At 37.8% G+C, this 15,847-nt stretch carries 15 protein-coding genes, 1 pseudogene and 1 other annotated feature; of the genes and pseudogenes, 7 read left to right on the top strand and 9 right to left on the bottom strand.

All coding sequences use genetic code 11. From position 1 onward, the window contains the following. Nucleotides 1-372 precede the first annotated feature (372 nt). Nucleotides 373-1,257, bottom strand: coding sequence for an AraC family transcriptional regulator (locus KO561_RS00880; RefSeq protein ID WP_231095233.1), 885 nt, complete (start codon nucleotides 1,255-1,257; stop codon nucleotides 373-375). Nucleotides 1,258-1,504: 247 nt separating this feature from the next. On the opposite strand from KO561_RS00880, the gene KO561_RS00875 reads away from it, so the two are divergent. Together KO561_RS00875 and KO561_RS00870 are read left to right on the top strand one after the other, a co-directional pair. Then, nucleotides 1,505-1,777: an Atu4866 domain-containing protein gene (locus KO561_RS00875; protein ID WP_231095232.1), complete on the top strand. Its 273-nt coding sequence runs from the start codon at nucleotides 1,505-1,507 to the stop codon at nucleotides 1,775-1,777. Between the two features lie 2 nt (nucleotides 1,778-1,779). Then, nucleotides 1,780-2,511: an SDR family oxidoreductase gene (locus tag KO561_RS00870; protein WP_231095231.1), complete on the top strand. Its 732-nt coding sequence runs from the start codon at nucleotides 1,780-1,782 to the stop codon at nucleotides 2,509-2,511. A 557-nt stretch (nucleotides 2,512-3,068) separates the two neighbouring features. On the opposite strand, the gene KO561_RS00865 is transcribed toward KO561_RS00870, so the two are convergent. From KO561_RS00865 to KO561_RS00855, 3 genes are all read right to left on the bottom strand, one after another. Then, nucleotides 3,069-3,824 carry a TerC family protein gene (locus KO561_RS00865; protein WP_231095230.1) on the bottom strand — a complete coding sequence of 252 codons (756 nt, stop codon included), beginning with the start codon at nucleotides 3,822-3,824 and terminating at the stop codon, nucleotides 3,069-3,071. A 690-nt stretch (nucleotides 3,825-4,514) separates the two neighbouring features. Beyond that, nucleotides 4,515-4,970 (bottom strand): hypothetical protein, encoded by a 456-nt coding sequence (locus KO561_RS00860; RefSeq protein WP_231095229.1) that lies wholly within the window; start codon nucleotides 4,968-4,970, stop codon nucleotides 4,515-4,517. 351 nt (nucleotides 4,971-5,321) lie between these two features. Continuing rightward, nucleotides 5,322-6,173, bottom strand: a complete 852-nt coding sequence (locus tag KO561_RS00855; RefSeq protein ID WP_231095228.1) for an aldo/keto reductase — start codon at nucleotides 6,171-6,173, stop codon at nucleotides 5,322-5,324. A 173-nt stretch (nucleotides 6,174-6,346) separates the two neighbouring features. Between KO561_RS00855 and KO561_RS00850 the strand changes: the two genes are divergently transcribed. Then, nucleotides 6,347-6,760: a MerR family transcriptional regulator gene (locus KO561_RS00850; protein WP_231095227.1), complete on the top strand. Its 414-nt coding sequence runs from the start codon at nucleotides 6,347-6,349 to the stop codon at nucleotides 6,758-6,760. Between the two features lie 439 nt (nucleotides 6,761-7,199). Here KO561_RS00850 and KO561_RS00845 read toward each other — a convergent pair whose 3' ends face one another. Next, the gene (locus KO561_RS00845) at nucleotides 7,200-7,772 is read right to left on the bottom strand and encodes a TetR/AcrR family transcriptional regulator (protein ID WP_231095225.1); all 573 of its coding nucleotides are present in this window, start codon (nucleotides 7,770-7,772) and stop codon (nucleotides 7,200-7,202) included. A gap of 187 nt (nucleotides 7,773-7,959) precedes the next feature. On the opposite strand from KO561_RS00845, the gene KO561_RS00840 reads away from it, so the two are divergent. Then, on the top strand, nucleotides 7,960-8,670 hold the full coding sequence (locus tag KO561_RS00840) for an SDR family oxidoreductase (RefSeq protein ID WP_231095223.1): 711 nt from the start codon (nucleotides 7,960-7,962) through the stop codon (nucleotides 8,668-8,670). A gap of 363 nt (nucleotides 8,671-9,033) precedes the next feature. Further along, nucleotides 9,034-9,237 (top strand): annotated as a pseudogene (locus KO561_RS20525) (TnsA endonuclease N-terminal domain-containing protein); the annotation flags it as partial. Between the two features lie 500 nt (nucleotides 9,238-9,737). Here the strand turns inward: KO561_RS20525 and KO561_RS00830 are convergent. Beyond that, complete coding sequence (locus KO561_RS00830) at nucleotides 9,738-10,568, bottom strand: GNAT family N-acetyltransferase (RefSeq protein ID WP_231095222.1); 831 nt, start codon at nucleotides 10,566-10,568, stop codon at nucleotides 9,738-9,740. Between the two features lie 363 nt (nucleotides 10,569-10,931). Next, nucleotides 10,932-11,188, top strand: a binding site (T-box leader). A gap of 66 nt (nucleotides 11,189-11,254) precedes the next feature. On the opposite strand from KO561_RS00830, the gene KO561_RS00825 reads away from it, so the two are divergent. Continuing rightward, nucleotides 11,255-12,508, top strand: coding sequence for an MFS transporter (locus tag KO561_RS00825; RefSeq protein WP_231095221.1), 1,254 nt, complete (start codon nucleotides 11,255-11,257; stop codon nucleotides 12,506-12,508). Nucleotides 12,509-12,737: 229 nt separating this feature from the next. On the opposite strand, the gene KO561_RS00820 is transcribed toward KO561_RS00825, so the two are convergent. The 3 genes from KO561_RS00820 to KO561_RS00810 all read right to left on the bottom strand — a co-directional run bounded on the left by KO561_RS00820 (nucleotide 12,738) and on the right by KO561_RS00810 (nucleotide 15,020). Beyond that, nucleotides 12,738-13,274: a hypothetical protein gene (locus tag KO561_RS00820; RefSeq protein ID WP_231095220.1), complete on the bottom strand. Its 537-nt coding sequence runs from the start codon at nucleotides 13,272-13,274 to the stop codon at nucleotides 12,738-12,740. 299 nt (nucleotides 13,275-13,573) lie between these two features. After that, a complete protein-coding gene (spoIIP, locus tag KO561_RS00815; protein WP_231097014.1) occupies nucleotides 13,574-14,488 on the bottom strand; it encodes a stage II sporulation protein P in 915 nt (304 codons plus the stop codon). Beyond that, nucleotides 14,475-15,020, bottom strand: a complete 546-nt coding sequence (locus KO561_RS00810; RefSeq protein ID WP_231095219.1) for an RNA polymerase sigma factor — start codon at nucleotides 15,018-15,020, stop codon at nucleotides 14,475-14,477. Before KO561_RS00810 ends, spoIIP begins: the two co-directional genes overlap by 14 nt. 318 nt (nucleotides 15,021-15,338) lie before the next feature. Between KO561_RS00810 and KO561_RS00805 the strand changes: the two genes are divergently transcribed. Next, nucleotides 15,339-15,545 carry a hypothetical protein gene (locus KO561_RS00805; RefSeq protein WP_231095218.1) on the top strand — a complete coding sequence of 69 codons (207 nt, stop codon included), beginning with the start codon at nucleotides 15,339-15,341 and terminating at the stop codon, nucleotides 15,543-15,545. Nucleotides 15,546-15,847: the final 302 nt, after the last annotated feature.

Here is a 15,847-nt window from a genome sequence, read left to right as displayed (position 1 = left end):
AGAAAAAGTTGCCCCCAAAAGGCAACTTTTTTTCATCCTTTAGTTATACAGTTACTTCTAGTAGATTCCCCTCAGGATCTTCTATTACACTTTCATAGTAGCCATCTCCGGTGACACGGGGACCATTAACTAAATGATAGCCTCCTTTTGTAGTCTTGTTGCCATCTGGTCAACAGCTTCTCCACTTCGTAATGAAAAGGCAATATGAACCCATCCTAATCGGTCATCTTGATCCAACTTCTCTATTCCAGATTTACGCATAATCTCTAGTCAGGAACCTTCTTCAAACGTACAGTGAAAGAACATTTTTGATATCACTTCTACAGTTTCTGAGTTGCTCGTTTCATACAGTAAATCGGAAAAGATAATTCCTTATAACGTTCCCCGTAGCCGGCGAAGGTCCTGCCCCGGAGGCAAGCCAAATTTGCGGGTATATTCTCGACTAAAATGGGAAGGGCTTTCGTATCCGACCTGGAATGAAGCCTCTGCCGCATTTAGTTCTTCTGTAAAGAGTAGCCTGCGTGCTTCCTGAAGGCGGAGCTGTTTCTGATACTGAATCGGACTCATGCCTGTGACCTCCTTAAAATAACTGTAGAAGGATGAAGAGCTCATTCGTACTTGCTGAGCCAGCTCTTCAACTCGAAGGGGCTGATCGAAGTTACGATTTATCTGATCAATTACCTTTGCAATTCGCTGGGCTTGGCTTCCGATAAGTGCAAACTTCTTCAGGGGATCGTTCTGTTCATCCTGCAGAACACGGTAAATGATCTCACGTTGGAGACCGGGAGAAAGTACCGGGATATCTTGTGGAGTATCCAGGAGTCGGACGAGTCGAAGCACAGCATCGAGGAGCGATTCACTCATACGGCTAATTACAAGACCACGTCCTGATTCACCTTTAGGCTTCCCTATTTGAGGCGACGATTGAAGGATTTCAAGGACCTGATTCATATCGAGCTGCAACTGCAAACTTAGATAGGGGATTTGCGGTGAAGCCTCAACGACTTGACCAGTGATTGGCAAATGAACAGAAGCAGTCAAATAACTAGTTGGATCATATTGAAAGGTTTCTTTTCCAAGCATGACAACTTTTGAGCCCTGAGTTACTATACAGAGAGACGGCTCATAGACAGAATACACCGGTTCAGAATTTTCAGATGTGCGAATGAAGCGTAAGCCCGGAATATCCGTCTCCTGTGTACCGTCCGTTCTTATATGATTCCCAATTACCTCTGTTAATTCTCCATTATGTTTCACGGAACGTCCCCCATCCTTTTCGCCGAGTGTCACTACTTTTACTTTAATTATACTATAGTCTCTTGGAGTATTAGGCAAGATTTGTGCATATTCCAGCTACCGCCCTGCTTTCAAATTGATTCATAATAAAACTATGACAAAGATCAGAGCATTAATCAGAGTTCTGTTACTGGTTCTTTCGTTTAATTTATGGTTAGTAGCTTTTCAGTATTCAAATGAAAATCACCACTCGAAAGGGGAAAAGGAAATGAACAATGAACAGGCAACTTCACATTCCTATGTCGGCATGTGGGTCACCAAAGATGGCCATATCCGACATGAACTACTACCGAATGGACGGTACGATGAAGCCCGTGGTAATCGAAAGAGCGCTTACCAAGGGAGCTATACTATTGAAGGCAACCATATTGAATATGTGGATGACACAGGCTTTACGGCTGACGGTGACTTTGTCAACGGTGTACTGTATCACGAAGGAATGGTGCTATATCGAGAAGAACAAAAAGAAGGAGGCGAATAATAGTGTCTTCACTTGAAGGAAGAACAGTTATTATTACAGGTGCCAGTAGCGGGATTGGGGAAGAAACCGCCCGTCTGCTCGCTAGCCAGGGTACTCATGTTGTAATTGGAGCCAGGCGTGTAGAAAGACTAGAAGCCTTGGCTTCCGAGATACAAACGGATGGTGGTTCTGTTGCTTTTCAAAGGCTTGACGTGACAGAGCTTGAACAAATGCAAGAAATAATCAAACTGGCCCAGAGTCACTTTGGACGGATAGATGCAATTGTAAACAATGCCGGCGTTATGCCTCTCTCACCGTTAGAGGCTTTAAAAATTGAAGAATGGAATCAAATGATTGACGTTAATATCCGCGGGGTTCTTCATGGTATTGCCGCAGGACTACCAGTTATGAAAAAACAGGGTTTTGGACAATTCATTAACGTTGCCTCCATTGGCGCCTATGAGGTATCCCCTACAGCTGCAGTCTACTCTGCAACTAAATATGCAGTGCGGGCCATTACGGACGGGTTGCGACAAGAGACAGCAGGACAAAACATTCGTGTGACGCTTGTATCGCCTGGCGTAACGGAATCTGAGCTTCCCGATAGTATTACACACAAGGATACCATAGATTTTATGAAGGAATACCGGCGCATTGCATTACCGGCGGAATCTATCGCGCGTTCGATCGCTTTTGCGATTGAGCAGCCGTCCGATGTCGATGTGAATGAAATGGTGATTAGACCGTTAGTTTAGTTTGAAACGATTCCTCCAATACCCTACTACAGTTTGAATGGTATTGGAGGATAGTTTCTTTTATAGGCTTTTTAGTTCTTCCCCATAATTGAGGGAGAATAAAAAAAGACAGGAAAGGGTGCAATTTTAAGACAGGGTAGACAGAAGAAAAGGCGAATCATACGTGGTTTTGTATGTTGTGGAACCCAACGGGAAAAGAATCGGACAGCACTTAAAACCGATTATGACAAAGCTTTAAAGAGTATTGAACAAAAGAAAAAAGACTGGATCCTATTGAATCCAGCCCGAATTATGGTTGATCTTTTATGAAAGAATCGATTGAGATTGAACCAGTACATAGGTGCCATCTAAATCTTCCTACCCTCACCATACACCTTCAGCTACCAACTATTTAGCAGTAGATACCGACTTTTAGCATAGGAACTGAGAAAGAAACAGGGAGACATAATAGAAAAAGAATAAAGAAGTAAGAAGACTGGCAATGACAAAGATAATACCCTCATCCCGTTAAAGCCACGTTATTTAAATACAATGTTCAATGTTCACAAACCAAAAATTTATTCCTTTTTACCTGGTGCAAACCAACCAATTAGAGCAATAGCGACCAATACTCCATAAAAGATTAGGGTCCAAGTGGTACTGTGCGGAAAGTGATGATCCAATATTCCAATATCCTTATGAGCAAGTGTAATCACAGCAAGTTTGACACCGACCCATGCAACAATTGCATATGCTGTTGTTTCCAATGCCGGACGCTTTTCTAGAAGTTGTACAAACCAGGTTGCGGCAAACTTAATTAAAATTAGACCAGCAATACCCCCAAGAACTACAACAATAAATTTCCCTCCATCCATACCACCGAAATTGTCCAACGGTGAATCTGGAAGGCCAAGTGCAAGAGCAACGGCAGCTAAAATTGAATCAATTGCAAAAGCTAGGTCAGCTAATGCGATCTTCCCTACTGTGGGCCAGAAACCTTTACCAGCTGATTCCTTTTCATCGTCCTTATGGATATTCTTATTTTCTTTCCCGAACCGTGCCTTAATGACATGCTTTAATCCTAGGTAAAGAAGATAAGCCGCTCCTATCGCCTGTATCTGCCAGACATTCGCAATAAAAGAAATTGCAAAAAGTGCAGCAAATCTAAAAGCGAAAGCCATAATAATTCCGTAATTTATGGCTCTTTTTTTCTGATCTTCCGGTAAATGCTTTGCTATAACTGCTAGTACAAGGGCATTGTCAGCAGACAATAATCCTTCTAATCCGATTAGAATTAGTAATGCCCATGCATACTCTAGCCATAGTGACTCCATTCTATCTTCACTCCTTTAAAGATAAAGACCCATTCAAGTTTTCGCTAAACATAGCATGTCCTTTTATGCTACTGATAATCCTTTGGGATCTGTCTACCATTATTTTAAAGTTAATTTTTACTCTATTTGCTATATGGACCAAATGTTAAGTTATTAAAGTAACTGCCGCATTAGTGGATAAGATAGAATAATTCGTAATTAAAAAAATGCCAATTATTATTAGATTAATGCCCCCTTTGAAGTCATACAGTCTACGCACGATAAAAGAACCATAATTTTTCTATTCTATCTTTATTCCCCTTAATAGTTACGATTACATTTTCAATTTTGTTTCACACTTTTTTTAAATAGAAGGTCATTTGGATTGTAAACATATAGATTATCAAATGAGCAGTATAACTATACGAAATACAAAAAAACTATTCTTCCTCACCAATTAATTTACCATTTATCTGATTGACCAATGAACTGGGGGCAGGTTCTCTATTAAACGCTCAACCGAAGCATATTTATTCTCATTGGAATAAAGATAAAAACCATTCCCATCGTGACATATTGTGATAAAGGTTGTGCCCTTTTCCATTGTAAAAATTGCAAAGGACCTCTCCACATTTCTACCCCGTTCCTTTACCTGGTTCAACTCAAAGGTATGTTTGCCATAATTCCCTCCCGCATTATGTTAATATTTGATTATTTTAAAGGAAGCTCTGCAATTATGTTTGTTCCATGTAGAATACGTAATGTGGCGTTTAATGCAAACTCTCTTACCTTTTCTAAATCCTTTTCTTCTTTAAAATGGTATTCCGCATGAAACTTCCCTACTCCATTCGGTCGGATAAACCCACTTCCACCGAACCCTGATGGTTTCATTTTTTTATATTTTGTTCCGGTTTCCATCTCCATTAATGGCTCTAACTTCTTCCCTGGGATAACGACTAGCTCCATCCCATAAATATTATGACCTGGGTAGTCAAATTCCCCTCCAACTCTTTCTGAACTTGTATTTTTGATTTCAAAGTCATAACGCAAGGTTTTTTGAGATTCAATTACTGTTGTCTCTATATTCACTATTTCTAAATCATCCTGATGCTCAAATCCAGATAAAAGGAAAAACGAAACCATCAAAAGGAATAGTAATCTTTTCATATAAATATCTCCTTTTTTACTTGTTTGTCGTTAACCTTCCCAGCTATTAGCATTTAATGAGTTTTAATCTAACATTACTTATGGAGATATTAGGATAAAAAAATATGTGATATGCCGTACCATTTCACCCAATAGATATTTTGTATAAGGACAAAAAAGAGATACAATAACTGACTGTAGGTATAAGAACTTGAGGTCAACTGAAGCCTTACAACTCAAGGATTGGATTCCCACGAATAAATTTAAGTTTAAAAAGAGAGAGTATCTTCAAAAACCGCTAGGCTTATGAGATACTCTCTTCCTTTATGCATATGAAGATGGTTACGTAATGAATTTACGGTTCGACCAAGGTTACAGATCGACTTTCAAGTTGCCCATCCCCTTGGCGACTTCCGGATCATGGTACGATAAGAAAAGACTTTCCCGCGTATCCAAGGTGGAAATCTGCTCGATATCTTCCGCGCTCAACTTAAAATCGAAAATATCGAAGTTCTCGACGATCCTTTCTTTATGCACCGATTTTGGAATAACAACGACTTCGCGCTGAACAAGCCAGCGCAGCACAACCTGAGCGACGGATTTGTTGTGTTTTTCCGCAATTGAGGTCAGTACCTCGTTGCTAAACATATTGTTACGTCCTTCAGCGAACGGTGCCCACGACTGATGCTGCACTCCCTGCTCTTTCATAAAAGCGGCGCTCTCTATCTGCTGATAGAACGGGTGCGTTTCGACCTGGTTGACAGCGGGCACAATTTCGTTATGCACGATGAGGTCCATCAGACGGTCGGGCAGGAAGTTGCTGACACCGATTGCCTTGATCTTGCCTTCGCCGTATAGGTCTTCCATCGCGCGCCACGCACCGTAGTAATCGCCGAACGGTTGGTGAATAAGGTATAAATCGAGATAGTCGAGCTGTAGCTTTTTCAAGGATTTGGCAAACGCCAGCTTGGCACTCTCGTAGCTGGCATCCTGAACCCAGAGCTTGGTCGTGATGAACAGCTCTTCGCGCGGTATGCCGCTGCGCTTGATTGCGCGCCCGACCGCTTCCTCGTTCAAGTAACCGGCGGCGGTGTCAATCAGGCGATAACCGGCCATCAGTGCTTCATATACCGCATTCTCGCATTCATCAGCATCGGGGACTTGGTAGACACCGAAGCCGATGATCGGCATTTTTACTCCATTGTTCAAAGTTACAGTTTGCATCGTAATTCCTCCCATGGTTAAAATTTTTAACGCAAACGGCCGCGCATCCCGGAATCGCGCACCGCAGTAGGGATTGCGCCTACAGCCGATTTGCATCTATAATAAGCTTATCGCCTTCGTGTTACACGAAGGCAAGCCGTTTACAACGATTTTTTTCACAAGGAGGAATACACATGCATACTGTCAAAGAAGCCGCCTTGATAACGGGACTCACCGAGCATGCCGTGCGCTTTTACACGGATAAAGGCCTGGTACCAAGTGTACAGCGTAATAAAAACAACATCCGGCTGTTCGACGAAGAATCGATCAACTGGCTGTATGGCGCCAAATGCCTCAAGCAGACTGGGATGCCGATTGAAAAAATCAAAACGTACGTCGACCTCTGCCTCGAAGGTGATTCGACCGTTCCGCAGCGCTTCGCACTTATGATGGAATATACAGAAGTGGCACTAATTCAGCTCGAAGAAGCCAAGCAGCGCGTCGACCATTTGGAAGAAAAAAAACTCCAATATCAGGCCATTTTGAAGCACCGCATCCCGGACACAACCAATCCCAGCAAATGGGGAAAAACCCGGAAGGACGCTTAGTAGCCGATTGAGCGCCAGCAGATCAACAGTGAGACTTAGATCTATACTTGCCTATCGTTCGCATTTTTCAGCCGCTCACCTAAATGGCCTGCCAGATTGCAGTAGTTTTTCTCCCTTTATTTTACAAGTTCACTTTCCCAACTATCTCGTTAATTTTCTTCTCTCGATCCTTGTGCCATTGCTAACATCTCCTTATATCCTCCTATCCAACGAGGAGTTTAAAGTGATTTGGAGAGGTTGTTGAGTAGCTCTACCTTTAATTCTTTAGGAATAGCTGATTTCGGTTCGGCGGAAATTAAGTCTTAGATTGGAGTCATTGATTTATCGCGGTTTTTGAATGGAAGAAGCGGCAGTCTAAGACTTGATAAATAAATTCTTAGACTGCCGCTATTGTCTTGGTGATACGATAGTTATTGGTGCCGAAACCATATCGTTTAAGTTATTTACAACCATTCCGTTCAAATAATGTCCATATTTGCTCTGCCATCCATTGAGGTGGCTGTGGCATGTTATTCAGTATCCAGCTCTCCACCGTTCCGACAAAGGCTGTGGTCATAAATTGTACAATCAATTCCTTATCTATGTTCTGATTGATGCCCTGCATCTGAATTTTCTTCTGCATACCAGACGAAAGCAATGCCATCATCCGTTCCCGAAATGCGGAAGTTTTTTTATTGGATAGCATGGAAGAAAAGAATATGAAATTCTCCTCAACATAAATAAACAAGGACTTCAGCGCCTCAATTGCCTCAGTCTTCTCCAGTTTTTCCTCTGTAAACTTGGTAAAGGTACAAGAGAAAATCATTCTGTTCAAATGATCATCGATACTATGATCTAACAAATCATACTTATCCATATAATGAAGATAAAAAGTCCCGCGATTCACATTAGCACGTTCGGAAATGTCATTAATGGTAATTCGATCAAATTCTTTTTCCGTAAGCAATCCCAAAAACGCTTCATTAATGGCTTTTTTCGTTCTAAGAATTCGTCTATCTGTTTTGGTTTCCATTTGTTTGTCTCCTTTCGTTAATCAACAATTTTCATCCGTTTGTTGTATATAGTACAAAAGCACGTATATTAGCGATTGAATTCATCTTTATTCTCCTTATAATAATACTCAACAACAGTCTAATAATCAACATTTGTTCAAATAACTGTTGGAAGGTACAAAAAAATTCATTTAAGGAGCGATAGACATGGAAAACTTACAATCTAAGGTCGTTATTATTACAGGGGCATCCAGTGGAATTGGAGAAGCCACTGCCAAGTACTTAGCTCATCATGGAGCAAGACTTGTGTTGGCAGCAAGAAGAGAGGATCGAATGAGAACCATTGTAGACAACATTCTTCAAGAGGGTGGTAACGCAGTTTATATGCAGACAGATGTTACTAATGCTGAAGACATGCAAAGATTGACAGAATATGCGTTGGAAAAGTTTGGGCAAACTGATGTTCTTATCAATAATGCGGGTGTTCAGTTGAATTCTCATTTACATGAACTTAAAATGAACGAATGGGAGCAAACCATTGATGTAAATATCAAGGGAGTTCTTAACGGCATTGCTGCAGTATTGCCTACAATGAGGAAACAAAAATCAGGACATATTATCAACATATCTTCCGTGATGGGACATAGGATTATCCCGACAACTACTGTATACAGCGCAAGCAAGTCTGCTGTCCGCGCAATCTCGGAAGGGCTGCGTCAGGAAGAATCAACGGATTCTGGGATTCGGTCTACAATCATCTCACCCGGAATGACCGCGACTGGTGTGTTGGAAGAGTATTCAGACTATCCAAGTCTTTCCCCATCCGCTGTCTCACAGGCTATTGCGTATGCAATCAATCAGCCTGATGATGCCAACGTAAACGAGATTGTCATCAGACCTACGTTGCAAACAATATAAAACTTTCTGTCTATACTATAGGAAGATTAACGCCATTTTGGTGTATAAAGTTAACAAAGGCCGATGCTGAGTAAAAACAAAGAAAGCAAAAGAAATAGGCAAGTAGAAATTGATGAAAGAATGAAATGATGGTTTGGAATAACACCAGCTCATTAACTTTCAAATAAAGTTTGATTAAAAATACCTAACAAACCTATACTTTACGATCAATGAAAAGAATCCATTTTGAAAAAATAATGATCAAAATGGATTCTTTTCCTGTAGTTTTGCACTAGCGGCATACCATAATCAATTGTTTTGTCGGTGTCCCACCTGGAATGAATATATAATTTTATCAAATGAGCAATGAATGTGAGACGATTTGTCATTGCGGAAGAGCTTGGAATTAAACACCCAGCTGATCCAAAAACAGGCGAACCTTTTGTTATGCCAACAGACATTTAATTAACGATTGACAAGGGACAAGGCGTGTTTAAAGTCGCTCATACTATCAAAATGAAAGATAATTTATTAGAAGGACGTGTATTAGATAAATTTGAAATTGAACGGGAATATTGGGAGCGCAAAGGTGTTAGTCCGATAGTCTACCCACTACCAGTTCCTCGCCCCTCTTTAATTTTAGATGTTCATTTTCTATTCCACACAAAAACACCCCTTTAGATAATAGTATCCAAAGGGGTAAGGCTCGCAACTTTTTTACAAACGGTTAAATTTCATTTAAACCCACAAAATGTGTGAATTCGAACGTAAGTTGTCACTTTTTTAACATAAAAGCGTCATATATACCAGCATATTGCGTCTTTAATTGTAAGAGTTCTAACATAATTTTACATAAGTAGTTATTTAGAATTCAATTAAACTTTTCCTAAATTAATTTTACTACTTAAATTATTTTTCCCTGATTTTTTAGAAGAAAGTTCTTTGATAAATTGTTTAGTTGCTGATTATATATTGATAGGAAAAAGCGCTTGCCCTTATAAAGCAAACACGCCCTTTAATTGAACTAACATTGTTTAACTAATACAACCCGTATGTGCAGAACTTTCTCGTTAGCTTAATGTTGTATTTTACTCAAGCGGAAACATATACACTACATAGTTGAAAACATTTGTAAACCCCATATTTTGTGCAATTGCATTAGAGGGCTTGTTTGTCTCCATGCAATCCCAGTACGGAACCATACCATTGCTAATACAATCGTTTACAACATAGTGGGCTATCTTTTGAGCTAATTTATTGCCCTGATATGCCTCTATTGTTTCTATATCAATAGCGTGCATATTTTCAACTACAAATCCTGAAAAACATACACTCACAATCTTATTATTATAGGCAATACAATAGCCAATTCCTTTGTTAAAAAAACTTTCGGGTGAAGTCCAAAACTCTAATATCTTTGAGCGTAAGAATTCAATGTTTTCAAGTGATTGATCATTGTTTTCATAAAGGACCTTATTTATTTTTAAAACCTTGTATTCTTGATCAATCGTAGGATTGAATTTTTCCTTATAATTAGCTTTTTGCAACTCATAAACTTTCTGATTCGACATTTTCATTTGACGATGTTCAAAGAGTTTTTCTATGGTCTTATCCCATCTTTGGTGATTACCAATTCCTATAAAATAATTTACTTGAAGTTTCTTTGCTTCAGGAACTATTGTTTTATCGATAAAATCGATTATATTATTATTAAATATCTTATTTTCTTCATTGCCAATAAAGAAAAACCCATCATTATTACCTAACCAAATAAGTCCTGTTTTAGGAGAATCGTTATTATCTACAAATATACGACCAGGATTTATTCCTTCAATTACTGCTTTAACTTCTAAATTGCCTTTCTCATTTATTAAACTTTTACATTTATAAAAATCTCTCGTGTTTAGTTCAGTAATCAATATAATACATCCTTCCCACAGAGTTTTAATCCAGCTTTATTACAATTAATAAAATATCTTTGCTAAACAAAACTCCCGTTAATGTAGGGTAAAGCAAGTCCTTCTCATTCTTAATAAAACACTTTGAAATAACTCCAAATTATCGGCAAACGCTCTTCAAAAAAATGGCCATTATAATGTTAGCGCTGATCCTTATTCCGGAAATGCGCCTGATTGCGGCATAGTCAAATTGGTGATCTTAAGTTAGCGCCCTTTTGAGGTAAGACAATATATTCAATAACTTAAAATGACAATTATAAAAAAGTTCTTTACTTCCTCCAAAAGGTTTAGTATGGTTATCTAACATTATAAGTCTACAATCAAATAAATGCTATGAAGAGAAGAGTACAGTCATGCAATTCTTTAAAGAGAGCTCCAGTTGGTGAAAAGGAGTAAGAATTAATGGTTGGAAGCAAGCCTCAGAGCAGCACATTGGATCCATGTAGGTGATAGTGTGACAGGAGCTCCTGTTATAGAGCTAGGGTATATGTATGAACTTCATACCGTACCTAATAAGGCTAATATGGTGACATATTACCAAACTGAGGTGGCACCACGGCGCGCAACAACTCGTCCTCAAGACAAAGGTCTTGGGGGTGAGTTTTTTTATTGTCCAAGTTTAGATTAACAAAGGAGTGGAAATAAAAATGCGTATAAAAAAGTTTATAAGGTTGTGGAAAAACCCTTCCATTTTATTGTCCAGTATTGGTATATCGAGTATAGGGGAATGGGTGTATTTTATAGCATTAAATTTAATCGTTCTTGATATGATGGGTGTACTTGCTGTTTCAGGTTTATATGTAATAAGAGCTTTATCTACATTATTTACAAGCGTTTGGGCGGGTAGTTTAATTGATCGATTGAATAAAAAGCTTCTTATGGTGTGGCTTAACATATTCCAAGCAGTGTTTATTGCCTTATTGCCTTCACTATCATCTCTCTGGACAATATACGTAATAGTTTTTTTAATTAGTATAGCTAGTTCCATGTATGAACCAACATCAATGACGTATATTACAAAGTTAATTCCTCCTGGTCAAAGAAAACGATTTAATTCTCTCCGAAGCTTAATTGATTCTGGAGCGTTTGTTATTGGACCTGCAATTGCAGGAATGATGTTTATGATTGGAACCCCTAATTTTGCAATATATAGTAATGCAATAGCCCTTTTTTTATCAGCACTAATCACACTGTTCATGCCCAATATTGAAAAAAATGATTTTATTGAAACAAAAGACCAAAAAATAGCCTTGAAGGTATTGAGAGAAGATTGGAAATTAGTTGTTGATTTTAGTCGTAAACACGTGTATATAATGGTCATTTATTTACTCTTCAGTGCAGTGATGGTTTTGGCAACTGCAATAGATTCACTGGAAGCAGCATTTTCTACAGAAGTGCTTTCATTATCAGAGAGAGATTATGGATTCCTCGTGAGTATTGCTGGTGTTGGGATAATTGTTGGAGCGTTAGTAAACATAATAGTTGTTAAAAAGGTAGCTACCTCTTGGCTGATTGGTCTTGGATCCTTAATGGTCTCTATCGGTTATATGATCTATTCTTTTTCAGGTAATTTTTTGGTAGCAGCAATTGGATTTTTTATTCTTTCATTTTCGATGGCTTTTCTTGACACAGGATTTTACACATTTTATCAAAATAATGTTCCTGTCAATGTAATGGGAAGGGTTGGTAGTGTGTACGGATTCATTGAAGCTTTTTTTATCATCATTGGGACGATAATTTTTGGAATAATGTCTGAAGTGATATCGATTCAATTTGTTGTCATATTAGGTAGCCTAATTATGTTTACAGTAACGATTATATTATTTATCTTTAATACGCAGCCCTCGAAAGCAGAATTTTATTCTGAGAAACATCAATTACAAACTTCCGATACTGATTAGGAGTGCTATATTTAACCTTAAGTTATAGAAATGGTAACTCTAGGTAATGTGGAACTACAACGTTAAGGATAATCCGTAATAAATCCCAATTGTTTCATTGTCATAAATGAAAAATTGGGATTTATTACTTCAACAAGGAGTCATTCCGTTAAATTGCCCTATTGCGGAACACGTTAGTTTAATTGTAGTACACTACAAGATTAATAAAATCCCTATAAATATAGAAACTTTACATTTTTTTATCAAAGTATTGGATACCAGGGTCATTTGTATAACGTTGAGTAGGGAATAGTATTTCTTCCAAATATGGTGATGATATATTTTTGAAAGTATAGTTTGCTTCTGTTTCAGCCGCAAAATATTTTGCCTCATCCACAGTACGTTTTCCTATCACAATTTCGTGGAACAAATTTAAAAACAAAAAGTTCGCTTCCTCTTTGTCACAGATTACGGTAACTTCACCTCTAGTCCTATCAGGGTAACAACTACCATCAAAACGAGCAATTGCATCAAATAATTCTACTGGAGTTCTATAATCAACCGTTTGTTCAAGGAAATCCTGATGATTAGTCGGTAGATTATGTGGTACAGAGTCACGTAATACAACCGTACGCTTCCAAGGTCCGTTATTATACCAAATTAATCTGCTTGCTATGGCTTCCTGAGGGTATCCATACTTTTTTATTATTTTTAAAGCTCCTTCTCGTTGTTTCTTTTCCCAAGTACTTAAAATTTGTTCTATATAATGCTGGTAATCACTATTCATTTCATTACCTCCCCATTTTCATCTTTTACAATGTATGCGGGAGCCTATAGTTACGTTCTTTAAAACTTGCCCCTTCCGTCCTTCTCTATTTCCTGACCTTGTTCTACTATAAGATTTAGAGATTTTTCAAAAAATGCACTTTGGAGATATGCTTGGGATGATAAGTCAAATGATGACTTATTACCTTGAATACAAAAAAAACAATACCAACTTTTTAAAGAGCTGGTATTGTTCGAGAACTAAAAAATTGGCTTCACTGTTCATTTGACTTTTCCCCTATTGAAATCTTCATTTCACTATCACTTAACCACATCATTTAATACATCCTTTAATACATCCGCGAAAATTTCTGCTGTTTTATACTCTTCGATAAGAGTGTTTTCTACACCACCTATTAGAACAAGGACTGATGCTTTTCCCAAATCTTGATTATATGTGCTTCGACCTTCTCCTTCCTTTGTGATTATACCTCTAGATACTCCAGGAAACTTCTCCTCAAGTCTTTCGTGGATTTTTTTCGCAAATTTATTATTTGCTGATTTATCTACATCTTTTGATAACACAAATCCTATCCTGGCTACCTTTTCCCCATTCACAACTGTCGTGGTTTTCTCTTTTTTGGCACTGTCTCGGTGAATATCGAGTAAGATAACGGAAGAAAGCCCGTCGTTTACTTCCTTCTTAATTACTCTCTCAGAATATTCGTACGCTTCCCCAAAATGTGCTCCTTCTTTTATCATCTTATCAGCTATATCTGAATCATCGTATTTAACACTAATTCCACTCTTTTCTAAATGTTTAGCTATTCTTTGGCCAATCAAAGATATATTTCTTTCAGGATGATATGCTTTGTCAATTTCATTTGTATTTTCTTCCGTGAAGAAGGATTCCCTATTGTGGGTTTGATAAATAAATATGGATGGAATTTGTTCGTCCTTTACTGGGGTGATTTGTTTAGTAGAGTTAGTAGTTAGAATAGTATTAAACGAGCTTATTAAGAAATCTTTACCCCCTAAGACAGTAACCCATAGCGTTATAGTAGCAGTGAGTGCCATCCACCAGCCCATAGTTAAAAATCTTAGAGATTGTTTTCTTTTCTTCATTGTTTGAGCACGCTTTTCTAACAATTGCTTAGTCGATTTAGTGAAATCAACTTTGGGTTCCATATCAAACGATTCTCTTACTTCTTCTAATAGTTCTTTATCTGTTAACATTCTCAATCGCCACCTCTCCTAAGGATGGATCTAACTTTGTTTTTAACTGCTTTAAAGCTCGGTGGTACAATACTTTTACTTTCGACTCCTTGCAATTTAAAACCTCAGCAGTCTCTTTAATGGTTAGATTATTTATCCCTCTTAAGATAACTACCATTTTGTATTTGGGTTTTAAGCTATTAATTGCCTTCCTTACCGTAGCCCTGCGCTCCCATAAATCAATCTCTTGTTCCGGTAAACCTTTAGTTTCAGGGACTTGATCAAAGAAGGTTTGAGAAAATATGGAGGTGAACTTTCTTTTACGCAAATGATCTATTGCGACGTGCCTAGCAATGGATAGTATCCAAGTAGATAGTTTAGACTGGTAATTAAAAGAAGCACTTGATTTTAATACACGAATAAACACTTCTTGTGTTAAATCCTCCGCCTCGTGACTATTGTTCACCAGGCAAATTAAAAACTTGTACACCGTAGAATGATGTTCTTCATAAATATCTCCTATCTGATCGGCCAATTTGTTGTAGCCTTTCACATAACTCTCCCCCTTCTTGTCTTCACTTATTAATCGAACGGTATATTAATAAAGTTACAGGTTTTTAAAGATATTTTTCACTGGACCAGAAAAAAATTAATAATTCTCAGTAGGCGTAAACCATTATCTTATTCATATTAGTCTCCTAAGCTCTGTTCCCTATCACCATATATTCAGTTTACGATAATCTTAATCTATAAATTGTCCTATAATTGGAAGATTTACAAAAATCTAAAAGGTCAACAAAATAGTTGTTACACACCACTGGGATTTTGTTAGACTACCTTCAAATAACATCATTTAAAGGAAGATAATTCTATGAATATGAAGGTTCCAGACAACTTTAATGAATTACTTAAGCAAACAGGAAAAGTAGCACCGGAAGAAGCAAAAAAGCATAACACCTATATTATCTATAAAAAAGGGAATCAATTTGTCCGTGAATACCCGAATGGAAGGATTTCATACATTTTGTATGAATTATCTAGAGAGGAGCTAACTTCAGCACAATTGATGGTATTTTAGTGTCTTTACATAATGATAGCGTTGGTAATGTACCGATTGACAAACAGTTTATATTCTATACTGTATTTTACAACTATATTGTTTGGCCTTAAATAAAAAACTCTAACTAAAAAGTTAACGAGTTCAGTTCTGGGGGAGAAAAAATTTTACTTCTTGTTCTAATAATGCAAAACAAATTTCCAATAAATCCCATTTTCAAGCCTCCTCCAAAAAAAGAGGAACTTCACCAGAAAATTGATGAAGTTCCTAGATGTTTAATATTCACTTCAGACTTTTTTGTAACTACACAAGATCAGAATCTA

The sequence above is a fragment of the Radiobacillus kanasensis genome (genome assembly GCF_021049245.1).
Classification (GTDB): domain Bacteria; phylum Bacillota; class Bacilli; order Bacillales; family Amphibacillaceae; genus Radiobacillus; species Radiobacillus kanasensis.
Note: the sequence above shows the minus strand (reverse complement) of the source record. Positions and strands in the feature narration are given on the sequence as shown.

Coding starts and splice junctions, on each gene's coding strand:
- KO561_RS00875 (WP_231095232.1), top strand. CDS start 1,505: ATGAACAATGAACAGGCAACTTCACATTCCTATGTCGGCATGTGGGTC.
- KO561_RS00865 (WP_231095230.1), bottom strand. CDS start 3,824: ATGGAGTCACTATGGCTAGAGTATGCATGGGCATTACTAATTCTAATC.
- KO561_RS00860 (WP_231095229.1), bottom strand. CDS start 4,970: ATGAAAAGATTACTATTCCTTTTGATGGTTTCGTTTTTCCTTTTATCT.
- KO561_RS00855 (WP_231095228.1), bottom strand. CDS start 6,173: ATGCAAACTGTAACTTTGAACAATGGAGTAAAAATGCCGATCATCGGC.
- KO561_RS00850 (WP_231095227.1), top strand. CDS start 6,347: ATGCATACTGTCAAAGAAGCCGCCTTGATAACGGGACTCACCGAGCAT.
- KO561_RS00845 (WP_231095225.1), bottom strand. CDS start 7,772: ATGGAAACCAAAACAGATAGACGAATTCTTAGAACGAAAAAAGCCATT.
- KO561_RS00840 (WP_231095223.1), top strand. CDS start 7,960: ATGGAAAACTTACAATCTAAGGTCGTTATTATTACAGGGGCATCCAGT.
- KO561_RS00825 (WP_231095221.1), top strand. CDS start 11,255: ATGCGTATAAAAAAGTTTATAAGGTTGTGGAAAAACCCTTCCATTTTA.
- KO561_RS00820 (WP_231095220.1), bottom strand. CDS start 13,274: ATGAATAGTGATTACCAGCATTATATAGAACAAATTTTAAGTACTTGG.
- spoIIP (WP_231097014.1), bottom strand. CDS start 14,488: ATGTTAACAGATAAAGAACTATTAGAAGAAGTAAGAGAATCGTTTGAT.
- KO561_RS00805 (WP_231095218.1), top strand. CDS start 15,339: ATGAATATGAAGGTTCCAGACAACTTTAATGAATTACTTAAGCAAACA.